Genomic DNA, 26,426 nt, shown 5'->3' on the forward strand with positions numbered 1-26,426 from the left:
ACCGTGGCGTGCGGGGAATGGGTTTCGCCGACCATCGGCAAGCCGGGTTTCCCCGGCTCGGAATTTCTGCTGTTGTCGTCCCGCACGGGGGGAAGTGGGAGGCCCGGCGCTTTGTTCTACGGTGCGAGGTCGCTCAGTATGCCGCTGACATTGAGTACCTGGTGGCATCCGGATGCCTGGGTTCCGGTAGCTGGAGTGCCCGGCTTGTCGCACGTCACGGAAGCGGTGACCGCGGCGTTCTCCGGAATCTGGATGGGGGTGACCCAGTGATAGTCCTGATTGCGGAAGGTCTCCAGGGCGATGGTGGTGATCTTCCGGTTCCCGAACGTGATGGTCAGCACCCCTTCGTCGCCCTGGAAGTTCGCCACCACGATGTCCGTGACGCCGAACACCTTCCCCCTGGGCACCCGGTACGTCCCCTTCCTCTCGGCCCCGGCCCCGGTCTGCACGTCGATCGTCTCCGACATCTGCTGGTTGCCGCCGGCGCCGGTGCCCGTCGTCGAGCCGGAACCGCCCGAACCGGAACCGCCGGGCCCGGTGGACCGGCCGGGATTGGGCTCCTGGCCTCCGTCCTGCCCCTGACCGCCGGTCGGATCGCCCGAGCCGCCGGCCGAAGTCGCGCCCTGCTGACCGTTGCCCGGCCTCTCCTTCTCCGCGGCCTCGGTCACCGCCTGTTTCGCGGTGCTCCGCACCGCGGGCCGGACCAGCGCGAACCACGCGAGCAACAGGGCGAGCAGTGCGGCCAGCACGATCAGCAACCACTTGGGGAGCACGGGCAGTTGGGTGAACTCGCCGGACAGCGTCTCCGGCGGGCGGGGCTGCTCGTTCTCGGCACCCCCTTCCTCCTTCTCGGCGGCCTCGACCTCGAACGGCCAGGTGGACGGCTCGCCGAACCAGATCAGCTTCCGGGCCCGTACCCGCAGGCCCGTCTCGGCGGACTCGCCCGGTTCCAGGCGATGTTGGCCCGGGGAGAAGGCCAGACGGAGTTCCTCCCCGGCCTGTGTCCCCGTGAGCGCGACGTCGACCGGGGTGTTTCCCCTGTTCTGCACCGAGGTCTGGAACCGGGCGCCCAGCCAGCCGCGGCGCCGACGGGGATCCAACTGGGCCCGGAGCTCGTGGAAGGGCTCGACGACCACCGTGGCCTCGGGGACCGCCACCGACTCGGGACGCTCCGCGGGCAGGACGCGTACCCCCAGGGGCGTCTCTCCGGCCCGGACCTCGGGGGAGCGGGGCGGCGCGAGCCGCACGGTCACCACCTCGGAAGTGCCCGGATAGAGCGAGACACGTGCCGGCTCCACGGTGCTCCACGCGGCGCAGTCGCCGACCACTTCGAGCGTGTAGGCCTCGACGATGTCGCCGTCGTTGCGCACGGTCAGGGCCGTCGTCGCCTCGGCGCCGGGCGACACCGTCACCGTGGACATTTCGAATTCGGCAGATGTGGTCACGATGCGACGTTAAGCCGCGGGCGCGGTGGCACAGCAGAGACGCGAGGGCAACGAACGGGCAGGGCTTGTGCCCCGGCGGCCCAACGGCACGGTGTCCCCGAGCCCCTCTCCCGGGCCAGGTCCCCCTGACGGAACCCGGCGTGAACGGGAAGGTGACCGGCATACCGAGCAGTAGCACCTGAGGAAGACGGGCACGGAACGATGACGACGACAGACGTGAACGACGGAGCGGTGACGCAAGGGCAGTTCCGCAGGCCCAGCGCTTCGGAACGTGCCTCCCAGCGCAGCGCGAGGAAGGCCCCGTCGGGCAGGGTCTCCGTAGCGGTGTACGCGGAGGACCTGATCCTTCAGACCGGCGTGATCCACCAGTTGCGCCCGCGTCCCGAGATAGAACTGACGGCGGAGTCCGAGGCGGACCGGGCCCAGGTCTCCTTAGTGGTGGTGGACATGGTGGACGAGCCCACCGTCCGGCTCCTGTCCCGCCTCCAGCGCAACACCGCGACCCGCACCGGGCTTGTTGTCGGCTTCTTCGAATCGGGCGCGCTCCAGACCCTGATCGAGTGCGGTGTGGCCGCCGTGCTCAGGCGCGGGGAGGCCGACCAGGACCGTCTCGTCCACCTGGTGACGGCCATAGCCAACGGCGAAGGCGTACTCCCGGGCGATCTGCTCGGAAAGCTCCTCGCCCACGTCAGCAGCCTCCAGCGCTCGGTCCTCGACCCCCGGGGGCTCTCGCTCTCCACCCTCACCGCACGGGAGGCGGAGATGATCCGGCTGGTGTCGGAGGGCTTCGGCACGGCGGAGATCGCGCAGAAGACCTCGTACTCCGAACGCACCGTCAAGAACGTGCTGCACGAGATGGCGACGCGGCTCGAACTGCGCAACCGGGCACACGCCGTCGGCTACGCCATGCGGCACGGACTCATCTGAGTCCCGCCTCGTGCCTCCCGTGCGGACGGCGTGGCCGACGCCGCCGCACGGGAGCATGCCCGTGTTCCCGGAGCCGCAGAGACGGACGCAAAGGGCAGCGGCTCCTTCCCCCGCCCCGGGTACTCGGGGCCTGTTCCCGGCCGCGGGTGCGCGGGATGCTGGTGAGGGGAGCGTCATCAAACAGACTGTGAGGTGGGCCGTGACCGGCACTGCTGGCCCGGTGAGGCAGACCCGGCTGCACCGACTGGCGGGCGTGGTGGTGCTGTTGGCACCGCTTCTGGTTGCGGGCTCCGCATCCGCGCCGCAGGGTGCGCCGAGAGTCGCCGCCGCGACGGACGAAGCCCCGGCGGACGCGGGACGGATCGCCTTCGCCGGTACCGGACACCGCAGCCTCGGCCGGGTCTCCCCGTCGGACGCCGGCACCAGTGTCCCGTTGTTCGGCACCGCCCCGACCCACTACGACCAGGACCCCTCCGCACGCGGCGGGGCACTGGTCTTCACCAGCCTGCGCGACACGGCGCGCCCGCAGGTGTACGTGCGCGAGGCGGGCGGAACGGTGCGCAGACTCACCACCGACCGTGACGCCGCCCACCCCGAACTCTCCCCGGACGGGCGGACCGTGGTGTTCGACTCCGCGGAGCGGGGGCCCGGCGGCAGGGTCCAGCACGACCTGTGGGCGGTGGGGACCGACGGATCCGGCCTGCGACGGCTGACGGAATCGGACACCGACGAGACCCATCCGACGTTCTCCCCGGACGGCACCAGGATCGCGTACTCCGCGGACGGCGACCTCCTGAGGGGCCGGCAGATATACGAACGGGCCGTGTCCGGCGGCCGGGCGACCCGGATCAGCGACGGGCCGCCCGGCGACGCGACCGAACCGGTGTGGAACCCGGTGGACGACGACACCCGTCGTGCCCGCGTCGCGTACACCCTCACCGAGGACGAGGAGACCGGCCCCCGCCTCCGGGTGACCGAGGGCCTCGGGAACGACCGCCCCCTGCTGGCCGGTGTCCAGGCCGGCTGGCGCACCCGCTCCGCCGCCTGGCTTCCGGACGGGAACGACCTGGTCTTCCTCAGCCCCGACACGACCTGTGGGTGCAAGGACTACGACCACGTCTACCGGGTGACCTCCTTCGACGAGAACGAGCCCGGCCTGGTGCTGGGCGAGGACCGCGAGGTCGAATCGCCCACCTGGACCGGGCCGATGGACTCCGGGACCGTCGTCGTGACCCGGCGGACCACCCGGGAAGCGCACGCCGTGACGCTCCAGGACGTCAGGCAGGACGGCTCGGACCCGCGGGACCTGGGACTCACCATCCTCAAGGAGGACCCTGAGGCCGACACGAACGAGGACCCGGCCAAGGACCCCCTGTTCGATCCGGCGGACGGCTACGACCCGTGGACCGAGAGGCAGAGCTACACACCGGACGGCCGGCGCATCGTGGTGACCGTCTTCGGCAACGGCGAGGGCGGGCCCCCCGAACAGATCTGGCTCGCCGACGCCGACGGCTCGAATGCGGCTCCGATGAAGCTGGCCGGACGCGGCCCCGGCGACTGGGACACCGACCCGACCTTCTCGCCGGACGGCACCAGACTGGCGTTCACCCGGTCCTCGCCCGGCAGGGTCGACGGGAAGCCGGGGCCGAGCAGCATCCTGATCGCCGACGTCGCCACGGGGGGGATCGTCGGCAGGATCGTTCCGCCGGAAGGGCAATTGGCGGGCGGCGACGCCCAGCCCACCTGGTCCTCGGACGGCACCACCCTCGCCTTCACCCGCAACCATGTGATCCGCGGACTCGGTGGCATCAAACACGTCTGGACCGTCCCGGTGGAGGCGCTCGACCAGCAGCGGGACCTCAGCGTTACCGCCTGCCCCGGTGAATGCAAGATCATCGACGACAGCCCGGCGTTCTCCCCCGACGGGACCCGGATCGCCTTCAACCGCAAGGACGGCGGTGGCCGGATCAACGAGCGCAACGGAATCCTCGTGACCTCGCCCACCGGCGAAGGGTGCCGCGTCCTGCTGCCGTCCGCCCAGCGGGACAACCCCGACGCCTGCAGGCAGGAGCTCCCCGACACCACGCACAGCGGCCCCTTCCAGCCCCGCGACGTGGCCTGGTCGCCGGACGCACGGCGGCTGGTGCTGAGTTCGCGCCGGACGGTCGAGGCGAACTCCCGGGAGCGGCTGAAGGTGCTCGACCTCGAAAGCGGCGACCTGACGCCGCTGACGAACGGACTCGCCGGGCGTCAGAAGGAGCCCGCGTTCCAGCAGTCGGTCGACCTGGCGCTGACCGCGCCGCCCACCGGCCCCGCGGTGGAGGTCGGCTCCTTCGGGGAGGTGACGGTCACCGTCACCAACCGGGGCCCCGCGCCCTCGCCCGGCACCGTCTTCACCGCCGACCCGCCGCCCGGCGTGCGGCTGGACGGGATCACCACCCCCGCCGGTACGTGCTCCACCGGGTCGCCGCAGTGCGATCTGGGCGTGCTCCGGCCCGGCGAGAGCATGGACGTCACCGTTCGGCTGACCGGGGTGACCACGGGGGACCAGCGGATCGGCTGGTCGGTCACCGGCGCCGTACTGGACCCGAATCCCACGGACAACGCCACCGCGACCGTCGTCCCGGTCCGGGACGCGCCGGCCCCCACCCCCACTCCCACCCCGACGACCTCACCGCCCGCGCCCCCGCCTCCGCTGCCGCCCGAGCCCGAGGCGGGACCCGGCGTCGTCGTACGGGCCCAGCCCAACCCCGGCTTCGTCGGCGGCCGGGTGGTGGTGACCTACACCGTGCGCAACGGACGGAACGCCCTCGCCACCGGCCTGCGGCTGAAGCTCGGCCTGCCCGCACGCATCCCGGCGGGCCCGCTCCCGGCGGGCTGCTCGGCCGGGGTGTGCACACTGCCCGACCTGGCTCCGGGAGCCTCCACGGTGGTCCGGGTCGTGCTCACGCCCGACCGGGCACTGAGGACGACCATCACCGGCACGCTGACCACGACCGGTACCGACGCCGACACCCGCGACAACGTGGCCAGGACGCCGCTGCGCATTCTCCGGCCCCGCATCGTCGCGGTGCCCGCCGTCGGCAAACCGGGGTTCGTCACCTCCGTACGGGGCAAGGACTTCCCGCCGGGGGCCCCGGTGAGGCTCACCTGGAAACCGGGGATCACGGCGACCGCACCGCCCACCGTCCCGCGTGCGGACGGCACGTTCGTCGCGCAGCTGCTGATCCTGGTGAAGGACCGGACGGGACCGCGCACCATCACCGCCACGGGACCCGGGTTCAGCCCGGCCACCACGCCGTTCCTGGTGGTCGTCGGTGCCATCGTCCCGCCGGACGAGGTGGGGCGCCGGTGATCCACGAAGTCGACGAGGGACTGCGGCTGTTGCTGGTCGAGGCCGGTCTCCAGGAGAGCGGAGTCGATCTGGTCTTCGAGGCGCCGACGAAGGACTGGGCCGCCCGGCGCAACGCCCCCACGGTCAGTGTCTTCCTGCACGGCATCCGCGAGGACGCGACCCGGCGCCGCACCGGCACCGCCGAGGAGCACGACGAGGAGGGAACGGTGGTCGGCTGGCGCACCCCGCCGCGCTGGTTCGAGCTGACCTACCTGGTGACCGCCTGGACCAACCGCCCGCAGGACGAACACCGGCTGCTCTCCGAGGTGTTGCGCTGCCTCGTACGGTCGAGCGCGCTGCCCGCCCGGACACTCACCGGCAGCCTCGCCGAACTGGGTCTGACCGTGGAGATCGAGGCGGCGGGCTCGGGCGCCGACCGGCAGTCCACCGCCGACGTGTGGTCCGCGCTCGGTGGCGAGCTCAAGGCCGCGATCGACCTGCGGGTGTGGGCGCCGCTGGAAGGCGAACGGACGTCCGCCGGCCCGCCGGTCACCGAAGGGCTGGTGGTACGCGCCGCGCCCGCACAGGACGGCGAAGGTGCGGAACCGGGGCGCAGGCTGCGCTACGACGGGGCGTCCGATCCCGGTGAGCAGGGCTTCGCCGCGGAACGCGAACGGCAACTGCCGCCCGGTCGGCGCAGGCGCGGGAGCGCGGCTCGATGACCACGGCACAGGACTCCCGTACCGTCCGTGAACTGCCCGGCGCCCCGACGGCCGTCGAGGAACTCTGGGAGCGGTTGATCCACGTCGAGCAGCGGGTCAGGAGCGCCGTCGCGGCCCGGCGGGCCGTCGACCCGCAAGCGGACGATCCCTACCGGGGGCAGTACCTCACCCACGAGGGTGCCGAACGGATCCTGGCGGCCCGCGACGCGTTCGGGCCGGTGCCGGAGTACGCGTCCCGGCCCGGACCGGACTCGCCGCCCGGGAGCCGGATGGGCAGGCTCGCCGCGGAGTTCGGCCTGACGCCGCTGGACATCGATCTGCTGCTGGTCGCGATGGCGCCGGACATCGACGCCCGGTTCGAGCGGCTCTACGGCTACCTCAACGACGACCTCACCCGACGAAGGCCGACCATCGGCCTGGCACTCGAACTCTGCGGGCTGCCCGCCGCGAGCTCCGGCCGCTTCCGGTTCTCGTCGTCCGCCCCGCTGGTCGCGGGCGGACTGCTGACAGTCCTGGAGGCCGACCGTCCGCTGCTCTCACGGGTGCTGCGGGTACCGGACCGGGTCACCGCCCACCTGCTCGGCGACGACGAACCCGACGGGAGGCTGCGCGGACTGGTCCGGATGGCCGGCCCCGAGGACGAGCCCGCCCCGGAGCCTCAGGTACTGCACGTCGCGGCGGCAGTGGGCACGGGCAGCGGCCTGGTCCATCTGCTGGACCGGGGAGGCGACCCCGGCGGACTCGCCGTGCGGGCGCTGCTCGCCGCGGGACGGCGCCCGCTGCTGGTCGACGTCGCGGCACTCGTCGGCGTCCCGCAACCGGCGGAGCTCGTCCGGACCCTGGCGGCCGAGGCCCGGCTGAGCGGAGGCGGTGTCGTCCTCGGGCCGATCGAAGGGCTCGCGCCCGAACGCCCCGAGGGAGCCGGACTGCTCGGCAGCCTGTGCGCGGCGATCAGCGGCACGCCGCTGATCGTGTACGGGAAGAAGGACTGGGACCCCCGATGGAGCGGGGAGAGCCCCGTTCCGGTCCGTGTCCTGCCCACTGGTCACGCAGGTGCGGCGCGGCGGTGGAGCCGGGCGCTCGCCGCGGCCGGCACCGCGGTCGGGCTGCCTCCCGAGAACGTGCGGGCGGCCGAGGAAATCGCGACGGCCGTCACGTCCTACCGGCTCGACTCCGAGCAGCTGCGCAGGGCCGCCACCGTCGCCTCCCGGCTGGCGGCCGCGCAGGAGCGTCCGGTGGACCCGCAGGACCTGCGCAGGGCGGTCCGGGCCCAGAACGGCGCGGGGCTCGAACGGCTCGCGCGCCGCATCGAGCCGACCGTGGGCTGGGACGACCTCGTCCTGCCCGCCGCGACCCGTCGGCAGCTGTCCGAACTCGCCCTGCGCGCACGCCACCGCGAACAGGTGCTCGGCCAATGGCGGATGCGCCCCGGCGGAGGCCGGGGGCGAGGGGTCATCGCGTTGTTCGCCGGCGAGTCGGGCACCGGGAAGACGATGTCCGCCGAAGTGGTGGCCTCGGAGCTCGGCGTGGACCTCTACGTCGTGGACCTGTCCATCGTGGTGGACAAGTACATCGGCGAGACCGAGAAGAACCTCGAAAGAATCTTCGTCGAGGCGGCGGACGTCAACGGCATCCTGCTGTTCGACGAGGCGGACGCCATCTTCGGCAAGCGCTCGCAGGTCAAGGACGCTCAGGACCGCCATGCCAACGTGGAGTCGGCCTACCTGCTGCAGCGGATGGAATCCTTCGACGGGATCGCTGTGCTCACCACCAACCTGCGGGCCAATTTGGACGAGGCCTTCACACGCCGCCTCGACGTGATCGCGGAGTTCCCCATGCCGGACGCCCAGCAGCGACTGGCCCTGTGGGACCGCTGCCTCGGGACGGCGATCCCGCGCGACGCGGACCTCGACCTGGAATTCTGCGCGCGGCGCTTCGAGCTGGCGGGAGGATCGATCCGCGCCTGCGCGGTGACCGCAGCCTATCGGGCGGCGGAATCGGGGGGACCGCTCGGGATGAAGCAGATCGTCTCGGCCGTGCTCCAGGAGTACCGCAAACTCGGTCGACTGGTCATGGAGAGCGAGTTCGGCCCCTGGCTGGACCGTACGCAGGGGCGCGGCGCGGGGTAGATGCCTCTCTTCCTCTCCCGGAAGAAGCCGGGCCTCTTCGGCGAGTACGAGCGAGGAGGTTCTTCGTCCGCCGGTGGTAGCGCCCCATGCATGACTGACCAGCGAGGACGGCTCTGCTCGCGGTGGGCGGTGCGGAGGCCGCAACCGCTGGTGCCCGACGACGGAGTCGGGTATCGGAGTGTCCGAACGGCCTGTGGAGTCCACTTGTTGTGGGACTCGAAGAACTCGGTCGTCGAGAGCGCCTCAGCCGAGATCACGGCGGGCCGGGCATGCGCGGAACATGCGCGGGTGGCCCATCGGTGGTTTCGTGGAAGCAGGCGAAGTCGACTACCGATCCGAGGTGGGCACGATGCCTGACTTCAAGCTGGGCGATCCGATGGACGAGCACGCCGAGGACGTCGTCAAGATGCCTCCCCCGGTCGTTTTTCGTGCGCAGCCGGACAGTTACGTGAAGCTGAAGACCCCTGAGCAGCTGCGGGCTTGGGAGCAAGCGGTCCGGCAGACGACCGGGCTTGAGATCGTGGCTGAGAATCTCGCGGGTGTGGCCTCCGAAACCGGGTGCTCGTACGGCGAGGCGAGCCATAGCGACGACTGCGGACTGGCGTGATACTGGCCGTCTCGGTCCGCGACGACCTGCACACTCTCGCTGTGCAGCATGCGGTGCGCAGCCGGCGAAGGCACGATTTCCACATCGTGGAGAGCGACACCATCGCCGGCCGACAGACACTGTCCTGGTACTCGCACAGCGACGAGGACACCTGTGGGATTCGGGCCGCAACCCTTCTCACCTCCGAGGGTGTCCCTGTCGCGCCGGAGGAGGCTGCTGTCCTGTGGTGGCGGCGGCCCAGGGCCGATCAGGAGATCGCCGCGCATGCGGGCAGCACCCACGAGCGCAGCCTCGTGAACAACGACTGTCGCGGCGCTCTCGGAGGCATCCTCGCCGCCGCCTTCGACGGCCAGTGGATCTCGCCACCCGAGGCGACCGATCGGGCTGCCGACAAGGTGTACCAACTCGCGGTGGCACAGGATGCCGGCTTCCGGGTACCGCGCACCCTGGTCTCCCAGTCACGAGAAGACGTCATAGCCTTCACGAGGCAAGTCGGGCGAGCCATCGTCAAACCAGTGGTCGGTGCCCGGGGACCGTCCCTCTGGACACGCTGGATCGACGACCCGGAATCGATTCCGGCGCAGTCGTTCGAGGTGTGTCCCGCCACCTACCAGGAGTACATCGAGGGCTGCCGGCACATCAGGCTCAATTGCTTCGGTGAGCACATGTATGCCGCGCTCATCGAGACGGAAGAACTCGACTGGCGGCCCGACCTCCAAGTGCCCATATCTCCCTGGTCCGTTCCGGAGGACATCGGCCGGCAGGTGGGCGCAGTCCTGAACCGACTGGGACTGCGCATGGGCGTGGTGGACCTGAAGCTGACGCCGGACGGGCAGCCGGTATGGCTCGAGGTGAACCCGCAGGGCCAGTTCCTGTTCCTGGAACCACTCATGGGCGAGCCGCTGACGGAACACTTCGCCGACTTCCTGCTCTCCGCAGCCGACACACCGCCCGAAGCGCAGGAATGAAGGCGCCACCACGACACCACCCGCGTCGTGGCGCAGTGTCTCCTCGACGACGTCGTTCCAGCCGCACCGGCCGGACGTGGGCCGGTGCGGCAGCGACGACGACGCGACCGACGGTGACGTTGTCTCCGCGCACGACGTTCTCTTCCTCACCGTCCGCTGGACAGCCCGGACCGGGCAGGCACGACCACGATCGTGCGCGCACGCCACTATGCCGCCGAAGCCCGAAGCGGATGCCGGGCACTCGGATGTGCTTCGGGTGGCGGAAGGCACGACCGAGGTGGGGTGGCCCTGCCCACAGGGCCACCCCGGGAGAACTCAGCTCTGCCGCGCGAGCCAGTCGGTGAAACGGGTCTCGGTGATGCGCGCGTCGGGGCCGGGAAGGAGAGTGTTCTCCCGCAGCTCGGCTCCGAAGTACGGGGCCTGCGGATCGGTCACGACAGCGCGTGGGTCGTTCTCGGCCGCGAGGCCGGTGCGGATGAGTTCGTCCAACCGGAAGGTGTCGGGGCCGGCCACCTCCACGATGCCGTTGACGGGGGCGCCGACAGCCGTACGTCCCACTGCGGCGGCCACGTCGTCGGAGTACATGGGCTGGATCTTCACGGGAGCCAGCCGCACGGTGTCACCGTCGGTCGCCGAGGCTGCGATGCCCTTCACGAACTCGAAGAACTGCGTGGCGTGGACGATGGAGTAAGGAATCCCGGAGGCTTTGATCAGCTCCTCCTGCGCCTGCTTGGCACGGAAGTAGCCGCTCTCCTGGAGCCGCTCGGTGCCGACCACGGAGAGCGCGACATGGTGGGTCACACCGGCGTTCGCCTCGGCCCTGAGAAGGTTGGTGGTCGAGGTGTGGAAGAACGTCATGACGGCATCGTCCTCGAACGAAGGGGAGTTCGACACGTCGACCACGACCGAGGCGCCCTTCAGGGCCTCGGCAAGGCCCTCGCCCGTCAGTGTGTTGACGCCAGTGTTGGGCGCCGCCGACACCGCCTCGTGGCCGTGCTCGTTGAGCTTGGCGACCAGCTTCGAGCCGATGAGTCCGGTACCACCGATCACTACGACCTTCATGATGGAAAGTCCTCTCTCGGAGATTCTTCTGCTTCTTCCGATGCCAGACGGCCCGTCTCATCGGCCGCTCGCTCGTATCGGATAGGACAGCGTGGTCACTGAATGTGTGACAGGCGCCCGGGTGAATCTCGGGAGATCTCACCACGAGACGGTCGGGTTTCCGCACGAGGCATGATGGCGCACCATGCGACGGGGGAGCGGATCAGCCACTGGAAAGCGACATGAAAGACACCTGTCGGCGGAAAGGAAGGACCGGGAGGTTACTCGTTCCGGCCCCAATCGTTCATCGGCACGGATCGCGCCGATGAAGGCGAGCCGGGACTCCGTGGCGAGACCTTCGGGATGTCGAAACGACGGGCAACAAGGAGTCTTGCGGTGAGGTCGTCCAGACGGTGTTTCTCAAGACCTGTGATTCGAGAACGCCGAAAGTGGCGGCCCCACGGCGGCATGGGCCACCTCGGAGGCGACATCGTGCGGGACCGCGCGGCTGCGGCAGGGCGGCGACGAGTCGAAGCTGTCACAGAATTCCGGAGTTCTCGGTCGACACTGTCGTACGGTCATGGGACCGCGACCTGGCCTTTTACGAACGGTGCACCCATCCCACGACCTGGTGGACCTACGGAAGGTGCGACACGGTGACCCACGAGGACTCGGCGCACGCGCACGGAGCCGATCAGTACGACGGATCGGAAAGCTGGATGACGGCGGTGAAGGTGCTGCAGGACGCCTCGCCGATCACCATCCCCGAGGGCGCTTCTGCGATGACCGTGCACGTGGAGTGGGAACCCGGCGACCCGGGCACTCCTCCGCACCGCCACTCGGGTCCGGCGTTCGGACACGTCATCGAGGGCGCCGTCCGTTTCGAACCGGATCGCGGTTTCGTGGTGCCCGGCGGCCGGACGCCGCGCGTCCCGGCCTCCGGCCGAACGACGGCACTTCGACGAGACGGCCTGGTGCTGTCCCGTAATCCCTGACGGGCGCCCGACGACAGCTGCGGCACCTCGCCGCGGCGTCGCAACGCCCGCATGCATCCGGTATGCGGGTGCCCCTCCGTCTTGCGATGCACCACATCCGACGCCGCGCGCCGATCCGCCACGGATTACGGGACAGCCCTCAGGCATGCCGGGCAGCGGCAATCTGGCCGACCAGGACGGCGAACGGCATGTCGAGGGCGGCGTAGAGGGCTCCGGATTCGGGGGCGGCGTTGTCGGCCAGGGCCTCGACCATGAGGGTGGCGTAGTCGCTGAGGATGACGCCCGCCTGCTGCATCCATAGCAGTCCGGCCTCGCGCTTGGCCCGGCTGAAGGTGCCGGAGGCGTCCATGGCGACGTACGCGTCGTGGCCGGCGGCCGTCGCGGAGATCGCCGGCAGCGCGGCGCACACTTCGAGCGACACCCCGGCGAAGATCAGCTTCCTCCACACGGCCGGGCCGCCACCGCTGGGCCGTGGAGAGGACGGTCTCCTGGCTCGCCGGCTGCCGCCGCCCGCACCGCCGAGGTAGTCCACCAGCAGGTCGCGGACCGGGCGGCAGGCGATCGGGTAGCGATCGACGAGTTCCTCGACGGCCAGCTGGCCGTTGCTTGTGATCTCCCGCAGCATCGGGACGCCGGGGCCGAAGACCCCCAGCTCTCGCAGGACCCGGAACGCGGCTGAGCCCAGGCGCCGTTCTCCGCGCAGGGAGTACTCGACGTCCAGGGACTCCAGCAGGTCGCCGACGGTGATGTCGGCCATCGTCCCGCCTTTGGCCGCGGTGATCACTGCGAGGCGGAACACGATGTGCTCACGCGCGTTGTCGGTGATCCCGGGGTCCTGGCGGCAGAACCGGTCGACGCGGTCGAAGCTTGCGGTGCCGCGGGACCAGATCATGTTCCGGGCGACCTTGCGCTTCTTTCCTCCGGTGAAGAGCCAGGCCAGCGAGGGGCGTATCACGTCGGCCCCGACCAAGATGACCAGCGCGCTGGTCATGGTCTCAAGCCGTGTCCGCGAGTATTTGCCCTGCCGCTGCTGCTGGTGGTCATACACCGCCGACCCTAGCCCCCGCCCCTGACAACCGACGTGTCCCGCCCACACCTCCCGCTGCACTGCATCCGGCGCCCTTCGACGGACTTCAACCCACACCCACACTTTCAGGCGACGCCAGAACCACTTCCAATCAAAGGGTCACGAACCTCGACGCCTCGGCCTACCGAACGGAGGCCGATCCGAGGGCAGTGGAACGAGACTTGTAGCACGACGCGCGGCGACGCGCTGACCGCTCGCGCACCAACCGCCCACATTTTGCGCGACCGTCACCTCAGCCTACGTTCCCCGAGCCCGGGTCCTCTTGAAATACTCCGTCTGCCCCTCTTCGTCGACGGACATCACCGAAGCAACAGGAGGACCCCCCACCCATGACCGACGTCAATCGGCGCCGCTTCCTTCAAATCGCCGGAGCCACCGCGGGGTTCGTTGCCCTGTCCGGCTCCATCGACCGCGCCGCAGCCATCCCCGCGGCGCGCCGCAGCGGAACCGTCCAGGACATCGAGCACATCGTCGTCCTCATGCAGGAAAATCGTTCCTTCGACCATTACTTCGGGTCGATGAAGGGGGTCCGGGGCTTCGGAGACCCCCGCCCGGTGACACTCCCCAGCGGCAAGCCGGTATGGCACCAGTCGATCGTCGGCATCGAGACCCTGCCGTACCACCCGAACGCCGACAACCTGGGCATGCAATTCATCGCGGGCCTCGACCACGACTGGGCCGGCGGCCACACCGCGTTCAACAACGGCAAGTACGACAACTGGATCCTCGCCAAAGGCGCCGGCACCATGGCGTACCTGACACGGGAAGACATCCCGTTCCACTACGCCCTCGCCGACAAATTCACCATCTGCGACGACTACCACTGCTCGTTCATGGGCGCGACCGACCCGAACCGCTACTACATGCTCTCCGGCCACGTCGGCAACGACGGCACCGGCGGCGGCCCGGTCCTCGGCAACCAGGAGGCGGGCTACGGCTGGACGACGTACGCCGAGCGCCTGGAGAAGGCGGGCGTCTCCTGGAAGGTGTACCAGGACATCGGCGACGGCCTCGACGCGGCCAGCGGATGGGGCTGGGTCAACGACGCGTACCGCGGCAACTACGGCGACAACTCCCTGCTGTACTTCAACAACTACCGCAACGCCAAGCCCGGCGACCCTCTGTACGAAAAAGCCCGCACCGGCACGAACGCCAAGGCGGGAGACGGATACTTCGACATCCTCAAAGCCGATGTCAAGGCCGGAAATCTGCCGCAGATCTCCTGGATCGCCGCTCCCGAAGCATTCTCCGAGCACCCCAACTGGCCTGCCAACTACGGTGCTTGGTACATCTCGCAAGTCCTTGACGCGCTCACCTCGAACCCTGACGTATGGAGCAGGACCGCCCTGTTCATCACATACGACGAGAACGACGGCTACTTCGACCACGTCGTGCCGCCCTACCCGCCGGCTTCCGCGAGCCAGGGCCTGTCCACCGTCGACACCACGCTCGACCACTACGATGGCAGTATCGGATATGCCGCAGGCCCCTACGGCCTCGGGCAGCGCGTCCCGATGATCGTCGCCTCGCCGTGGTCCACCGGCGGGTACGTCTGCTCGGAGACCTTCGATCACACCTCGATCCTGCGCTTCATGGAGAACCGGTTTGGAGTGAAGGAAACCAACATCTCGCCGTGGCGGCGCGCCATCTGCGGCGACCTGACGTCCGCCTTCGACTTCTCCCTCGAGGTCACGGGCCCGGCGGACCTGCCGGACACCGCGGGCTACGCCCCGCCGGACCGTAACCGCCACAGCAGCTACGTACCGAGGCCACCCTTCCAGGGCACCCTGCCCCGGCAAGAGGCCGGGTCGCGGCCGAGTCGCCCGCTCGCGTACGCGCCCTACGTCGACGGGGCCGCCGACCTCACGACCGGCAAGTACAAGCTGACGTTCAGTGCAGGGGACCAGGCGGGTGCCGCCTTCCAGGTACGCTCACAAAAGCGCACCGACGGCCCGTGGACATACACGGCGGCAGCCGGAAAGCCGGTCTCCGACAGCTGGAACTCGTTTTATTCCGGCGGTAGTTACGATCTCACGGTCCATGGCCCGAACGGCTTCCTGCGCGCCTTCAAGGGCAACAACAAGGTTGGCGAGCCGGAGGTGACGGCACGCCACGATGCCAGCACCGGCAACCTGAAGCTCACCCTGGTCAACCCGTCGGCCACCGACGCACATCTCACCGTGACCAACGCCTACGGCGGCGGGCCCCAAACCTACACAGTCCGCGCCGGTGCCACCGTCGAGCAGAGTATCGGCCTGCGCGCCACCAAGCGCTGGTACGACCTGACGGTCGTCGTCGAGGGCCAAGCCGGATACCTGCGGCGCCTGGCCGGGCACGTCGAGAACGGTCAAGCCGGCGTGAGTGATCCGGGCATCGCAACCGTGTGAAATCCGCACCCCACCACCCGACGGACGGAGGGGCACACACTCGGAGGGTGGCGAGGCAGCAGCGCGACGTGCCGGAGTCCATCAGGATCTTGGACACACGCACGAGTTAGCACACCGGCAGGAAAACCCAGACCGGTTGGGCGGACCACCCGTCGTGGGAGGCCGCCCGGCCGGGCCCGTCCGCAGCCGCCCCGCCGCCGACGGAATCGGGCTCCAGGCCCGGGAAGCCCATGCCCCGGCGCGGCGGCCCGTCTGCGGCGCCAAGTGCGACGACCCTGCGAACGCCGGCCCCGGTCCCTTCTTCGCAGTAGGCTGGTTTATGCTGGCCCGGACGGCGCCCGGTTCGTGCAGGTTCAGAGAGCCGCCCCGGACGTACCCCACGTCCCCGGAGCCCATGGGGTACCCGCCCGGGACGTACCGGTCCGGGCCCTTGGCCTCCTGCTTCCGGGATTCGCACTGCAGTTGGCAGTTTCTCGCAGCCAGGTCCGACGGCTGGTCACGGAAACGTGCAGCGGCCCCACTCGGCAACCCTGTGGGTGCGTTTGGGAGTAAGTGTTGGCCCGCTGTGGGGACTCAGTCATGGGCGGGTCTGTCAAACGAGTGGCTCTGTTCCGTAGTCGGTGGTGACGGCAGGTGACGGGCGTCGTTGAAGTTGCGTGCGAGATGTTAACTCCCTTTTAGCGACGGTGTTTTCAGGGCTCTCGGCGCTGGTCAGCGATGATGTGGCGGACGACGGCGAGGTGATCGGGGTCATCGCCCGGACCCGGGATGTTCGGGTGCCCTGCCCGGCGTGCGGGGTACCGACGGGGAAGGTGCACGGGTATCACGTTCGGACGGTGGCGGATGTGCCGGTGGATGGTCGGCAGGTCGTGGCCCACGTCCGGGTGCGGCGCCTGGTCTGCCCGGTCTTGGGCTGTCGGCGGCAGACCTTCCGCGAGCAAGTCCCTGGGCTGGTCGAGCGCCTTCAGCGCCGCACCACGCGTCCGACCAGCCAGGTCTCGGGGGTGGTCAAGGAGTTATGCGGCCGGGCGGCCGCCCGGCTCACCCGGTTACTGGCCGTTCCCGTATCGTTCGCCACCGCCCTGCGGGCGCTGCGGCGAATTCCCGCGCGGGCGGTACGGATCCCGAGGGTGATCGGGGTCGATGACTTCGCCCTGCGCCGCCGTCACCGCTACGCCACGATCATCATCGATACCGAGACCGGGGAACGCGTCGATGTCCTGCCCGACCGCGAAGCCGCCACATTGGAGGCATGGCTGCCGGGAAGAAAGGGATCGAAGTCGTGTGCCGGGACGGCTCGGCCACCTACGCCGAGGCGATCCGCCGGGCCCTGCCCGACGCGGTGCAGGCCAGCGACCGCTGGCATCTGTGGCGGAACTTGTGCAACAAAGTCCTGACCGAGGTCCGCGCCCACGCCCCCTGCTGGGCCACCGTCAACCCGCCCTGGCCCGGAAGCGTCCGCGAGCAGACCACCCGCGAGCGCCGGCACAAAGTCCACGCCCTCCTCGACTCCGGCGTCGGCCTGCTCGACTGCTCCCGCAGACTGGACCTCGCCCTGAATACCGTCAAGCGCTACGCCCGCATCCCCGAACCGCCCGCGGACCGAATCGCCCCCGCTACCGGCCCACCCTGGTCGATCCCTACCGCGACCACCTGCGCCGGCGCCGGTCCGACCTCGTGAGCCGTATCCGGCCTCGGCGGCGCAGCCGCGCCGGGCAGGCCGGTGCCCCTTCAGGACAGCGGCCCCGCACGATCGCCGCTTGCCCAGGCCGAGGAGACCAAGCACCGCCGTGATCTGGGCGGGGAAGTCGACGCACTGCCCGCCCCGACGTGCCGGACCACCCGGCCTGCCAGCAGATACTCACCGCCCTCACCGACGCCGGCCGTCCGATGCGAGCCCGCGATCTGTGCGAGGCCCTCGATCTGCTGATCCTCCCGAAGAACACCGAAAGCATCCGGTGCAAGCTGAAACGCCTGGTCACACGAGGCATCCTCACCGAATCCGAACGCGGCCTGTTCACTCAGCCCCGCACCTGACCGCCAGCCCACCCCGCCGACCAGGACCCCTCACCCAACCCCAAACCCGAAACGGGCATTACGCCACGTATCGCACTCTCAGGCGTCCAGTCGTTTGCAACAACTCATGAAACAAGAAACGTGCAGCGTGATCGGCGGGCGTCGCGGTGTTTCACAAGCGAACACCTAGAAACGACCTCTGCCACTGCCGGCAGGCCCCTGACGCCTGTGCGAGATTAGCGACAACTCCGTCGACGAGGCGCTCGACGGCTACGGATCGGCTCTCCGATGTCGGTGTCATGACCAAGCTGCACGCCGACGGCAAGTTCGGCGGCTACTCGGTCGCCGCTGAGGTCTTGCTTCTCCGACCTTCTCGGGCGATGCGCCGATCCCGCATCCGTGCCGCTTGAGCTGGTGCCCAGCGCGACCGGACCGCTGCTCCGGGCCAGGATCCCTCGATCAGCGGACCGGCCCCGTGACTCCCGTCTGGCTTCTGTTTGGCTCCTGTCAGATTCCTGTCAGATTTTCCGAGGCGGGACAACCGGTGACGACACGTCATCCTCTCCCCGGTGCGGGGGGTGCTCCTGGGATTCCTGGGGCGCTGAAGCACGACCAACGACGAGGAGACACCATCGTGAGACAGGTCTCACGCGCACTAACGGCTGCCCTGGCGGCCGTGGCTCTGGCGGCGGGTGCGCCGGGGCTGGCGCACGCGCAACCGGCCGTCGAGTCCATACCCGACGCGCCGCCGGGCGCCTCCGGGGGGCGGCTGCCGGAGGGGTGGCGTGTCGAGGGCGGGGAGCTGATCTGGAGCTCGCCCAAGCCCGTGGGCATGGGCGGTGCCCTGGTCGAGTTCCGCTCAGGGGAGCGGACCCTCGGAGTCCCGAAGCCCTCCCCCGACCAACGCACCTTCCGGCTCCGCCTCGACGGGGCGAGGGTCGGACCGGTGAGCGAGCTCCAGGTGGTCGCCGGTTCGCGGCGGCTTGACGCCGCAGGGGCCGAACAGGCACCCGGTCACCGGCGCTCGTCGGCCGCGGCGGCGCCCCAGGACCCGTTCCCCGCCAACCCGGTCGACCCCGGTGTCGCCGGTGAGTACCGCACCATCAGCGGTGAGTACACCCTGAAGTCGGTGAGGCTGCCGGGCTACGCCGAGCCCGTGGAAATGCGCGCCACGGTCGTCGGCCCGACGGACGCGCCGGGGAAGCGACCGCTCGCGCTCCTCCTCCACGGTCGCAGCGCCACCTGCTACGAGCCCGGCAAGAACAGCGCGGGCATGGAGTGGCCGTGCAAGCCGGGCAAGAAGGAGGTCCCGAGCTACCGCGGCTTTCTGCACGACCAGGAGCGCCTGGCATCCCAGGGCTATGTGACGGTCTCCATCTCCGCGAACGGTGTCAACGCGCAGGACGGCCGCGCGGCCGACTTCGGGGCGCAAGCCCGTTCGTCCCTGGTGCGCCAGCACCTCGCCCGCTGGGCGGAGTGGGGCGCGAACCCCGCGAAGGCTCCCAAGGCCGTGCGCGCGACGGAGCCCGCGGACCTCTCGAAGGTGCTCCTGGTCGGCCACTCCCGGGGAGGCGAGGGCGTCAACCGGGCGGCTCTCGACAGCGTTTCCCCGCCGCCGCCCGCCGAGGACGGCTACCGGGGGCCAGTGGGCTGGCGGATCCGCGGCACCGTCCTGATCGGCTCCACCCTCTTCGGCCAGAACCCCACGCCCGACGTGCCCTCCATGGCCATCCTGCCGGGCTGTGACGGCGATGTGAGCGATCTTCAGGGCCAGATCTACCTCGACGGCACCCGGGGCATCGGCCGGGGCACGGCGCTGCACAGCGCGGTGTACATGGTCGGCGCCAACCACAACTTCTTCAACACGGAGTGGACGCCCGGCCAGGCCGAGGCCCCGGCCGCGGACGACTTCTGGGACGACAAGAACAACCCGGACCCGGTCTGCTCGGCACAGGCCGAGACCCGGCTGAGCGCCAAGCAGCAGCAGACGGCGGGCACCACCTACATCGCCGCCGCCGCGCGGCTCTTCCTCGTGGGCGACGACCGGGTCCGCCCGTTGCTCGACGGCTCCAACCGGAGCGCGCCCTCGGCCGGCCCCGCCCGGGTGCTGACCCACGCCGTCGGCGGCAACCGTACCCCGGCGATCCGGCCCGACGACCCGCTCTCGGTGACGAACGGGCGCGTGTGCCAGCAGATCACGACGAGCACTACCCAGGCATGTAGGCCGGACTCCGAACCCGGTAGGTCGCCGCATTTCGCGTCGTGGGCGGACACCACCAGTGAGCCGGGTCGCAACGCGGTCACGGCCCGCTGGACCAAGCCGGGCACCCCGGTCCGTCTGACGCCGGAGCACGCATTCTCGCTGGCGGGCTCCGACGCGCTCGCCCTGCGGGTGATGGTGCCGCCGAATACCCGCGGCACCCGGCTCGACGTCGCCCTCACCGACACCTCCGGCAAGCGGGTGAGGCTCGGTCAGGTCATCGTCGACGGCCTTCCCGGCTCCGACTCGACGGCCGCGCACTGGGCGCGTGAGGTCCGCGTCCCCCTGAAGGCCGCCGTCAGCGCCGGTGTCGACCTGAAGCAGACGCAGTCGCTGGAGCTCACCCCGCGCAGCGGCTCCGGCAAGCTCTGGCTGATGGACGCCTGGGGCTGGCGCCCCGGCACCCCTGTGGTAAGCCCCGTCGCGCTCCCGCGTGTCGACATCGGCAGGCTGACGGTCAAGAAGGGCGACTCCGGCACCCACACCTACAACGTGCCCGTCCAGGTCACCGGCCAGGGCACCGGCGTGATCAAGCTCGCCGTCCGCGACCCGGAGACCTACACGTCCACCGTCCGCACCGTAACGGTGAAGGCCGGTGGCTCCGTAGACGTGCCGATCACGGTCAAGGGCAGCACCCGCTACAACCACGACCTCCGCCACGAGGTCGCGGCCAAGGCCGTGCGCGGCACAGCGGTCGGCAGCGCCTTCGGGGGCGTGCTCGTCGAGAACGACGTCCCTATGCCCACGGTCACCGTGACCCCGGTCGCCGACTCGGTCACCCAGGGCCAGAAGCTCACCTGGAAGGTGGAGCTCTCAGAGCCCGCCGACACCGACATCGAGACGCGGTTCGACTTCCTGCCGGTGAGCGAGGGCACGGAGCTGTCCACGAAGGATGTCGACAAGGAATGGCTCTCCGCGCTCGGCGAGGAAGCCGACCCGGAGCGGCCCCTGTCCACGGACAGCCCCTCCCTCTGGGTGTCCGTCCCCAAGGGCGAGACGAGCACCGAAGTGTCCGTGCCCACGGTCCCCAACGCGCTGACCGGGTCCGAGAAGTCCCTGCGGATGCAGGTGTACATCCTCAAGGAGGACGAGTGGATGGAGGGCCCCCTCCTCACGGGGAAGGTCACGAACGCGCGCCAGGGCTGACGCCCAGGGGCCACATCCCGCGCTGACGGTGCCATCGGCGTGAGGGAGCCACGCGGGGGGCCACGGAAACCCGCTTTCCCCTCGACGGCCACTGCGGCTCCCGCCGGGGAGACAGGCAAGAATGGCGCCGGGACCGGCCGGGCAGAGTGCACCAGCCGGTTCTCGGTGTCGTCGAGCTGTCGGTAGCGGCGGCCCTGGGACCAGAGCGGCTCCCAGTAGGTCGCGGCCGCGGTGGACGCGGTGGTCACGAAGCGACTCCTTCACGGGCGATTGGCACGGCCGCGCGGGCGGGGATCGTCCGCAGCACACGGATGGGGGAGGCCAGCAGCAGGACGACGGGGACGACTTGGAGGAGCGCGCCGACGGCGAGGGTGGCCCGGACGTCGAGAAGGAGGACCAGGACGTCGGCGGTGGCGACGGCGAGCGGGCGGGCCCCGGCGGTGAGCGTGGTGCTGGCGGACTGCATCAGGCCCTGGAAGGCGGGGTCGCACGATCGCCGCTCAGGCTCCCGAAGGCGTCCCGCACCGGCTCGGCGCCCTCCGGGATGCCGACCTCCTCGTGGTGCTGGAGAACGGTCGAATCATCGAACAGGGCACTCACGATCAGCTGATGCGGGCCGACGGGGCCTACGTCCGGCTGTTCGCGATGCAGGCCTGCGGCTACCGGTCCGGAACACCGGTGACCGCCCTCGACACCTGAGGAGGTGCTCCCATCCGGCCTGCGGCTGTACCCGTTTGCCGTCATCGCGGTCGGGACGCCCCTGCTGGGCGTACTGCTGGCACGGCGCCGCTTCGTGGTGATCACTGTCGCCGGCGCCAGCATGGAGCCGGCCTATCGAAGCGGCGACCGGGTGCTGATCCGACGGCTCAGCCAGAGTGGGCGCACAGGCATCAAGAGGGGAGGGGGCGTCGTCGCGAGCTGGCGACCGCCCTCCGGTGACCCGCCAGCAGAGCCCGCGGAGACGCCCGGCAGGCCTTGCCGGCCGACCGGCGAGCCACCCGGTGCCCGAGGCTGGATGATCAAGCGCGTCGTGGCAGGCCCCGGCGACCCGGTGCCCGAAGGCCTGGGCCCCGCCCTCGTCGTTGAGGCCGGTAAGCCCGTACCGCAGGACCGGTTCGTGGTCATGGGCGACAACGCCGCTCACAGCCACGATTGCCGCCACACCGGCTACGTCGCAGCGCGCGACATCCTCGGAGTGGTGATCCACAGGCTCGAACGCCATCGGTGAGGCGGACAGCGGTTATGGCACCGTTTCCGCAACGGCCATGACCGGCACGACGGATCAACCGGGCGCCGAGCGGAGGGCAGCCCAGGTCGCCGGGCCGACTTCGCCGTCGACCGCTGGCATGGGCCCGCGGCCGAGATTGACGTGTACAATCCAGCACCACCGCACCGAGTCCGTCCGGACACCGGAGAGCAGCATCCGAACTGCCCGGGCCGAGCGCCCTCGCCGAGCGCGCCGATCGGGCGACCGGCTCGCCAAGTCGCCCTCGTTCGACGGGCGAAGCGGCGTGACGTCCACGACGCAGACCACCGCGACAGAGCCGGCCCGAGTCACGGGCCGGCCTGTCTCTCACTTCGTACGGCTGTCGGCGTTCGCCGTCACCGGTCGACCACTAGTGCCGCTCCCGGCAACGTTTGCCCCGTCGCATCGTCCGGCACGCACGCTCGCGGCGTTGGCCGAAAGCCCACGTAGCCCGCTACGAGGGCTTTCGGCCGCCTTGCGATCGCACGCACCGGACGATGCTCCTTCCGGGCAAACCTTGCCGGTCACGGCACTAGTCGATGCGGTCCACCCAGACGCTCACGACGTACCCCGTGCCCCACGGGTTGGAGGCGACCGAAGTCTGGCCGACGGGGGCCCAGTCACCGAGGATGATGCGCTGCGGCAGTCTGGGGTCGAGCGGGTTGAGCACCGCGTGAATCCGGTGCTGACCAGTGCCGCTGGTGCAGAGACTGGAGAGGCTGCTCCCGGACGAGATGGTGCAGTCGCCGGGCACTGCCTGGGCAGCGGGCGCCGTGGCCAGCATCATGCCCGCCGTGGCCGCCGCGACGGCCACGGCGCCGGCGATACCGCGCTTCTTGGACAGGGACTTCGTGAACATGGAGACTCCTTTGTCCGATGACGATGCGTGATGGGAAGAGACGCATGTGCGGGTGGAGCGTGGAGCGGAGCGATCCGGCTTCGACGGGCGGATCCCATGGGGTGCCACGGACGCCGCGGATACCAAAGCGCGACAATGGATGAGAAAGCAGGTGATTACCTGCTTGATCGCGAGCCAAATCCTGCCCAGGTACGCGGTTCCTGGCAAGAGCTTGGCCAGATTTGGTACAGACCAATCATCGGTCCGTCGGTGGCGCGGGACGTAGGCGGAGTCTCCAGCCGGTGAGTCAACACCCCGCGTCGTCAGGTGCGTTGGCCGCTGGACGCTCGGGGGTCAGGGCGTGTCGGGGGACGCCCAGATGCCGCCCGGGCCCGTCGGGGCGGCCAAGGGGGCGAGGTCGGCGGCACCCTGGGCCACCAGTCGCCACCTCAGTATCCGGCCGGATCAACCGGTGGGCGGCGGCCGGCGGCACCTGCCCGGCCGTTCCCGCCTCCCAAACGGTCCCGGCCGCTCCGGGCCGCGTGACGGGTGCGCCGTCGCGAGCGTGATGCGTACCGTGTGCCGGGTTCCTCTTTCGCCAGTTCCGAGTTCGTCGGCGAACCGGTCGGACGCGGTGGCCGCGAGGTCCCAGTCGGCGGTCAGGAACTCGGCCCAGTCGCGGGGCCGAACCTCGGGCACCACGCGATCCGCCAACTCGTCCTTCAGACCCAGCCCCCGTCATCGCAAAGGCCCTCGGCTACTGTTCACGGTGTCGTCGGAGCCGACCAATGAACATGCGAGCCTTCGACAACCAGGACCGCGGCATCGTCATATAGGTGCTCGACGACGTATTCACGCACGTCATCGCAGACCACATCGGCGTCCCATTTGGCCCGGCCGAGCAGGTGCTGCATTGCCGTGCGGGCTGGCAGCCCCGGCCCATTCCGCGATGGTCCAGCAGTTTTTGCGCGGCAGGTCGGACAGCAGGCCCAGCACCAGCCGCCCGGCCTGCAGGCGGGGTTCGACCCGGGCGAACCGGGCAGCGATCCGGCCCATGGCCACCTCGAACGCCTCCCGCCAGCGGGCGGGATCTGTGCTGTGACCTGCGGCCACCGTCTCTTCGCCAGTCCACACAACTCACGTTGATCAACGGTGGCCGCACCCGTCTCCGCCGCGGCCCTGGCCCAGCGAGATCACGACCTACGAGCGTTCGGTGAGCAACTCCGCCAGATGGTCAGCGAATTCGGTGAGCCAGTCCAACTGTAGTCCGCTGCGAGCGATGCGGAATCCGTGGCGGCGGCCCCAGAACGCAGCCTGGACGGCACGGAACTGGGCCCAACGCTGGACGCGTTCGCGATCGACTTCCGCGGCCTCGGCGAAGACGTCCAGGTCGCGGTGGACCGCCTTGCGCAGGTCGTCCGCGTCGAGGAGTGTCAACGCGCGCGACTTGAGCAGCGTGCCGCCGTCGTAAGCGGGATCTCCTGCATATCCCTTGGGGTCGACGGCCAGCCATGGCTCACGGTCGGCGCGCAGGATGTTCCTGGCGTGGAGGTCACCGTGGATGAGGGTGTCCGGCTGGACGCGGCCCAGCTCGCGGACGGTCGCCGCGGCGGCGTCCACCACGTAGCGCGACAGTGCGTGCGTCAGCTCCTCAGCGTCCTTGCGTAGCTGCTCCTCCCAGACATTGGCCTGCTCCTTCAGCCGGGGCAGGCCCGGGGGTGCGGGAATGGCCAGCCGACGACTGATCCGCCCTGCGACTGTCACAACCTCGTCGCCGTCTTCGACTCCAGCCAGGGTTGACGCCTGGACCCGCTCAAGCAGCATTGCGAACCGCTCGTCGTCGCGCTCGTACAGCAGGACCGCTCCGCGCCCGTCCCACGCCGCGAAAGCGTCGGGCTCGTGGACGTTGCCGGGGTGCGGAAATGACACCTTCAGCACAGCAGTACCTTCGGCCCGCTGCCGCACGGGGATGATCACCCCGACGCCCCCGTGCATGACCTTCCCGTCCGGCACGCACTCCCAGCGCCCCAGCAGCTCTTCCACGATCCTGGCCAGTTCGCCGAGCCACGCCGCTCCGGGCTCTCCTTCGCGCTCAATGGTGCTCTGCGCGAACGCCTCTGGTATCTCGATCACCTGGGCACCTTACGCGTCGGCCTGACGCCGCCACCAAGCCCGACCCTGGGGTGTTGCGACGATGGATAGAACCCAAGTAGTAGGGGCCAGGGCGGGGCTCTTTTTTGCATTTCGGAGATTGCTCTGCCAATAACGCGAAAGCAGGCGCTCGCTCCTCAGCGCGGGGCTGCTGGGAGGTGGGTGGCCGAACGCTTGGCCTCATCACGCGCACGGAAGCCGAAGCTGATGAGGATGACGCTCTCGCCAGCACTGAGGAGCGTCCTTCCGTGCGGGTTGATCGCTCCATCGAACGTAATGCATTCCCCCGGTGCGAGATCGCACGCACGGTAGCCGTCTGCGCCAATGAGGATGGTGGTGCTCACGGTGGGAGCTGTGGCGAGACGATCGTGCTTTGAGACACAGGATCGGGTTGGCCTCACCGAAGCCGAACTCATCGACGTGGAAGTCGAGGAACTGCCCCTCCTCCAGGTAGGCGATGTAGACGCCATTGTGCGGCTGCTCGACCTCCAGACCGGTGGCTGCGCTACGACTGCGGCGAGATCGACTTGCCTGGCGAAGTGGTTCGCGGCGTCACCAACAGCCGCGTTCCACATACCGTTGTGAAGGTATCCGTCAGCGGCCAGGACCTTCTCGGCCTCCTGCGCCATAGCGGCGATCAAATCGATGGGGAAGGACTGGTCACTCAGGTGGCGCTGGTGCACCCGCTGGTGCGTGGTCAGCTCGCGCACAGCGTCCCGGAGGGTGGGGAAGTCCTCTGCCCGCCGGGCTCGGGTCAGGGCCGTGGTGTGGGACTGGAGTCATGAGGTCCACTGACCGCTCCACTGGCGAGGCACCGGGCGGACCTCCCACTCACCCCGGCCGACGGCGGCTGGATGCCCCTCGGCCCCTCCCCGATCTCCTTCGCACACGGCTACCACCCCCCGAAAGAGATGACAGACGACGAGATCGACACGGCCGTCACCCAGTTCTCGGCCGCCACCGCCGGGGCCGCCTCCTGGAGTTCCACGCCGGACACGGCCAGCTCCTTCACTCCTTCCTCTTTCCTCTCGCCAACCGGCGCACCGACCGCTACGGCGGGGACTTCACCGCACGCACCCTCCTCCTACGCCGTACCGTCCGCGGTTCCGTGAGCAACGACTCGCTTC

Annotated in this window: 18 protein-coding genes and 3 pseudogenes; 12 read left to right on the forward strand and 9 right to left on the reverse strand. The window is 69.9% G+C overall.

The annotated features are described in order from the left end of the window. Positions 1 to 116 precede the first annotated feature (116 nt). A complete protein-coding gene (locus tag AMK22_RS11890) occupies positions 117 to 1,421 on the reverse strand; it encodes a COG1470 family protein (RefSeq protein ID WP_073784160.1) in 1,305 nt (434 codons plus the stop codon). Between the two features lie 225 nt (positions 1,422 to 1,646). Here AMK22_RS11890 and AMK22_RS11895 point away from each other — a divergent pair, with 225 nt between their 5' ends. From AMK22_RS11895 to AMK22_RS11920, 6 genes are all read left to right on the forward strand, one after another. Beyond that, entirely contained in the window at positions 1,647 to 2,372 is a 726-nt protein-coding gene (locus AMK22_RS11895) for a helix-turn-helix transcriptional regulator (RefSeq protein WP_073784162.1), read from the forward strand. Positions 2,373 to 2,571: 199 nt separating this feature from the next. Next, positions 2,572 to 5,727: a DUF11 domain-containing protein gene (locus AMK22_RS11900; protein WP_073784164.1), complete on the forward strand. Its 3,156-nt coding sequence runs from the start codon at positions 2,572 to 2,574 to the stop codon at positions 5,725 to 5,727. After that, on the forward strand, positions 5,724 to 6,428 hold the full coding sequence (locus AMK22_RS11905) for a DUF4255 domain-containing protein (protein WP_073784166.1): 705 nt from the start codon (positions 5,724 to 5,726) through the stop codon (positions 6,426 to 6,428). Before AMK22_RS11900 ends, AMK22_RS11905 begins: the two co-directional genes overlap by 4 nt. Further along, on the forward strand, positions 6,425 to 8,557 hold the full coding sequence (locus tag AMK22_RS11910; protein WP_073784168.1) for an ATP-binding protein: 2,133 nt from the start codon (positions 6,425 to 6,427) through the stop codon (positions 8,555 to 8,557). Before AMK22_RS11905 ends, AMK22_RS11910 begins: the two co-directional genes overlap by 4 nt. Positions 8,558 to 8,906: 349 nt before the next feature. Further along, positions 8,907 to 9,164: a hypothetical protein gene (locus AMK22_RS11915; RefSeq protein ID WP_073784448.1), complete on the forward strand. Its 258-nt coding sequence runs from the start codon at positions 8,907 to 8,909 to the stop codon at positions 9,162 to 9,164. A gap of 41 nt (positions 9,165 to 9,205) precedes the next feature. After that, positions 9,206 to 10,132: an ATP-grasp domain-containing protein gene (locus tag AMK22_RS11920; RefSeq protein WP_242433932.1), complete on the forward strand. Its 927-nt coding sequence runs from the start codon at positions 9,206 to 9,208 to the stop codon at positions 10,130 to 10,132. A 315-nt stretch (positions 10,133 to 10,447) separates the two neighbouring features. On the opposite strand, the gene AMK22_RS11925 is transcribed toward AMK22_RS11920, so the two are convergent. Then, positions 10,448 to 11,194 (reverse strand): SDR family oxidoreductase, encoded by a 747-nt coding sequence (locus AMK22_RS11925; RefSeq protein ID WP_073784172.1) that lies wholly within the window; start codon positions 11,192 to 11,194, stop codon positions 10,448 to 10,450. A 698-nt stretch (positions 11,195 to 11,892) separates the two neighbouring features. On the opposite strand from AMK22_RS11925, the pseudogene AMK22_RS40745 reads away from it, so the two are divergent. Beyond that, a pseudogene (locus AMK22_RS40745) lies at positions 11,893 to 12,096 on the forward strand (cupin domain-containing protein); the annotation flags it as partial. 211 nt (positions 12,097 to 12,307) lie between these two features. Here the strand turns inward: AMK22_RS40745 and AMK22_RS40750 are convergent. After that, on the reverse strand, positions 12,308 to 13,159 hold the full coding sequence (locus AMK22_RS40750) for an isochorismatase family protein (protein ID WP_242433933.1): 852 nt from the start codon (positions 13,157 to 13,159) through the stop codon (positions 12,308 to 12,310). A 425-nt stretch (positions 13,160 to 13,584) separates the two neighbouring features. Between AMK22_RS40750 and AMK22_RS11950 the strand changes: the two genes are divergently transcribed. The 4 genes and pseudogenes from AMK22_RS11950 to AMK22_RS11970 all read left to right on the forward strand — a co-directional run bounded on the left by AMK22_RS11950 (position 13,585) and on the right by AMK22_RS11970 (position 21,064). After that, the gene (locus AMK22_RS11950; RefSeq protein ID WP_073784176.1) at positions 13,585 to 15,642 is read left to right on the forward strand and encodes a phosphocholine-specific phospholipase C; all 2,058 of its coding nucleotides are present in this window, start codon (positions 13,585 to 13,587) and stop codon (positions 15,640 to 15,642) included. A 656-nt stretch (positions 15,643 to 16,298) separates the two neighbouring features. After that, positions 16,299 to 17,313: pseudogene (locus AMK22_RS11960) on the forward strand (ISL3 family transposase); the annotation flags it as partial. Between the two features lie 159 nt (positions 17,314 to 17,472). Further along, positions 17,473 to 17,679, forward strand: coding sequence for a hypothetical protein (locus AMK22_RS11965; RefSeq protein ID WP_199883197.1), 207 nt, complete (start codon positions 17,473 to 17,475; stop codon positions 17,677 to 17,679). Positions 17,680 to 18,292: 613 nt separating this feature from the next. Continuing rightward, complete coding sequence (locus AMK22_RS11970) at positions 18,293 to 21,064, forward strand: hypothetical protein (protein ID WP_073784180.1); 2,772 nt, start codon at positions 18,293 to 18,295, stop codon at positions 21,062 to 21,064. Between the two features lie 244 nt (positions 21,065 to 21,308). Here the strand turns inward: AMK22_RS11970 and AMK22_RS11975 are convergent, their stop codons facing one another. Then, complete coding sequence (locus AMK22_RS11975) at positions 21,309 to 21,530, reverse strand: hypothetical protein (RefSeq protein WP_073784182.1); 222 nt, start codon at positions 21,528 to 21,530, stop codon at positions 21,309 to 21,311. After that, the gene (locus AMK22_RS42020; RefSeq protein ID WP_338014152.1) at positions 21,530 to 21,664 is read right to left on the reverse strand and encodes a hypothetical protein; all 135 of its coding nucleotides are present in this window, start codon (positions 21,662 to 21,664) and stop codon (positions 21,530 to 21,532) included. The genes AMK22_RS11975 and AMK22_RS42020 overlap by 1 nt, the downstream gene beginning before the upstream one ends. Positions 21,665 to 21,767: 103 nt before the next feature. Here AMK22_RS42020 and AMK22_RS11980 point away from each other — a divergent pair, with 103 nt between their 5' ends. Continuing rightward, on the forward strand, positions 21,768 to 22,292 hold the full coding sequence (locus AMK22_RS11980) for a S26 family signal peptidase (protein WP_073784184.1): 525 nt from the start codon (positions 21,768 to 21,770) through the stop codon (positions 22,290 to 22,292). A gap of 550 nt (positions 22,293 to 22,842) precedes the next feature. Here the strand turns inward: AMK22_RS11980 and AMK22_RS11985 are convergent. The 4 genes and pseudogenes from AMK22_RS11985 to AMK22_RS39140 all read right to left on the reverse strand — a co-directional run bounded on the left by AMK22_RS11985 (position 22,843) and on the right by AMK22_RS39140 (position 25,643). Continuing rightward, the gene (locus AMK22_RS11985; protein ID WP_073784186.1) at positions 22,843 to 23,169 is read right to left on the reverse strand and encodes a hypothetical protein; all 327 of its coding nucleotides are present in this window, start codon (positions 23,167 to 23,169) and stop codon (positions 22,843 to 22,845) included. A gap of 782 nt (positions 23,170 to 23,951) precedes the next feature. Beyond that, positions 23,952 to 24,204, reverse strand: a pseudogene (locus AMK22_RS11995) (IS701 family transposase); the annotation flags it as partial. Positions 24,205 to 24,348: 144 nt separating this feature from the next. Then, a complete protein-coding gene (locus tag AMK22_RS12000) occupies positions 24,349 to 25,281 on the reverse strand; it encodes an aminoglycoside phosphotransferase family protein (RefSeq protein WP_073784190.1) in 933 nt (310 codons plus the stop codon). Between the two features lie 155 nt (positions 25,282 to 25,436). Next, positions 25,437 to 25,643 carry a hypothetical protein gene (locus AMK22_RS39140; protein ID WP_143203552.1) on the reverse strand — a complete coding sequence of 69 codons (207 nt, stop codon included), beginning with the start codon at positions 25,641 to 25,643 and terminating at the stop codon, positions 25,437 to 25,439. Between the last annotated feature and the right edge of the window lie 783 nt (positions 25,644 to 26,426).

Source organism: Streptomyces sp. CB01580 (assembly GCF_001905795.1).
Classification (GTDB): domain Bacteria; phylum Actinomycetota; class Actinomycetes; order Streptomycetales; family Streptomycetaceae; genus Streptomyces.

Bases quoted from the DNA above. Each gene is read 5' to 3' on its own strand.
- AMK22_RS11985 (WP_073784186.1), bottom strand. From the start codon at position 23,169: ATGTTCACGAAGTCCCTGTCCAAGAAGCGCGGTATCGCCGGCGCCGTG.
- AMK22_RS11910 (WP_073784168.1), top strand. From the start codon at position 6,425: ATGACCACGGCACAGGACTCCCGTACCGTCCGTGAACTGCCCGGCGCC.
- AMK22_RS11890 (WP_073784160.1), bottom strand. From the start codon at position 1,421: ATGTCCACGGTGACGGTGTCGCCCGGCGCCGAGGCGACGACGGCCCTG.
- AMK22_RS40750 (WP_242433933.1), bottom strand. From the start codon at position 13,159: ATGACCAGCGCGCTGGTCATCTTGGTCGGGGCCGACGTGATACGCCCC.
- AMK22_RS11925 (WP_073784172.1), bottom strand. From the start codon at position 11,194: ATGAAGGTCGTAGTGATCGGTGGTACCGGACTCATCGGCTCGAAGCTG.
- AMK22_RS11895 (WP_073784162.1), top strand. From the start codon at position 1,647: ATGACGACGACAGACGTGAACGACGGAGCGGTGACGCAAGGGCAGTTC.
- AMK22_RS11950 (WP_073784176.1), top strand. From the start codon at position 13,585: ATGACCGACGTCAATCGGCGCCGCTTCCTTCAAATCGCCGGAGCCACC.
- AMK22_RS11915 (WP_073784448.1), top strand. From the start codon at position 8,907: ATGCCTGACTTCAAGCTGGGCGATCCGATGGACGAGCACGCCGAGGAC.
- AMK22_RS11975 (WP_073784182.1), bottom strand. From the start codon at position 21,530: ATGCAGTCCGCCAGCACCACGCTCACCGCCGGGGCCCGCCCGCTCGCC.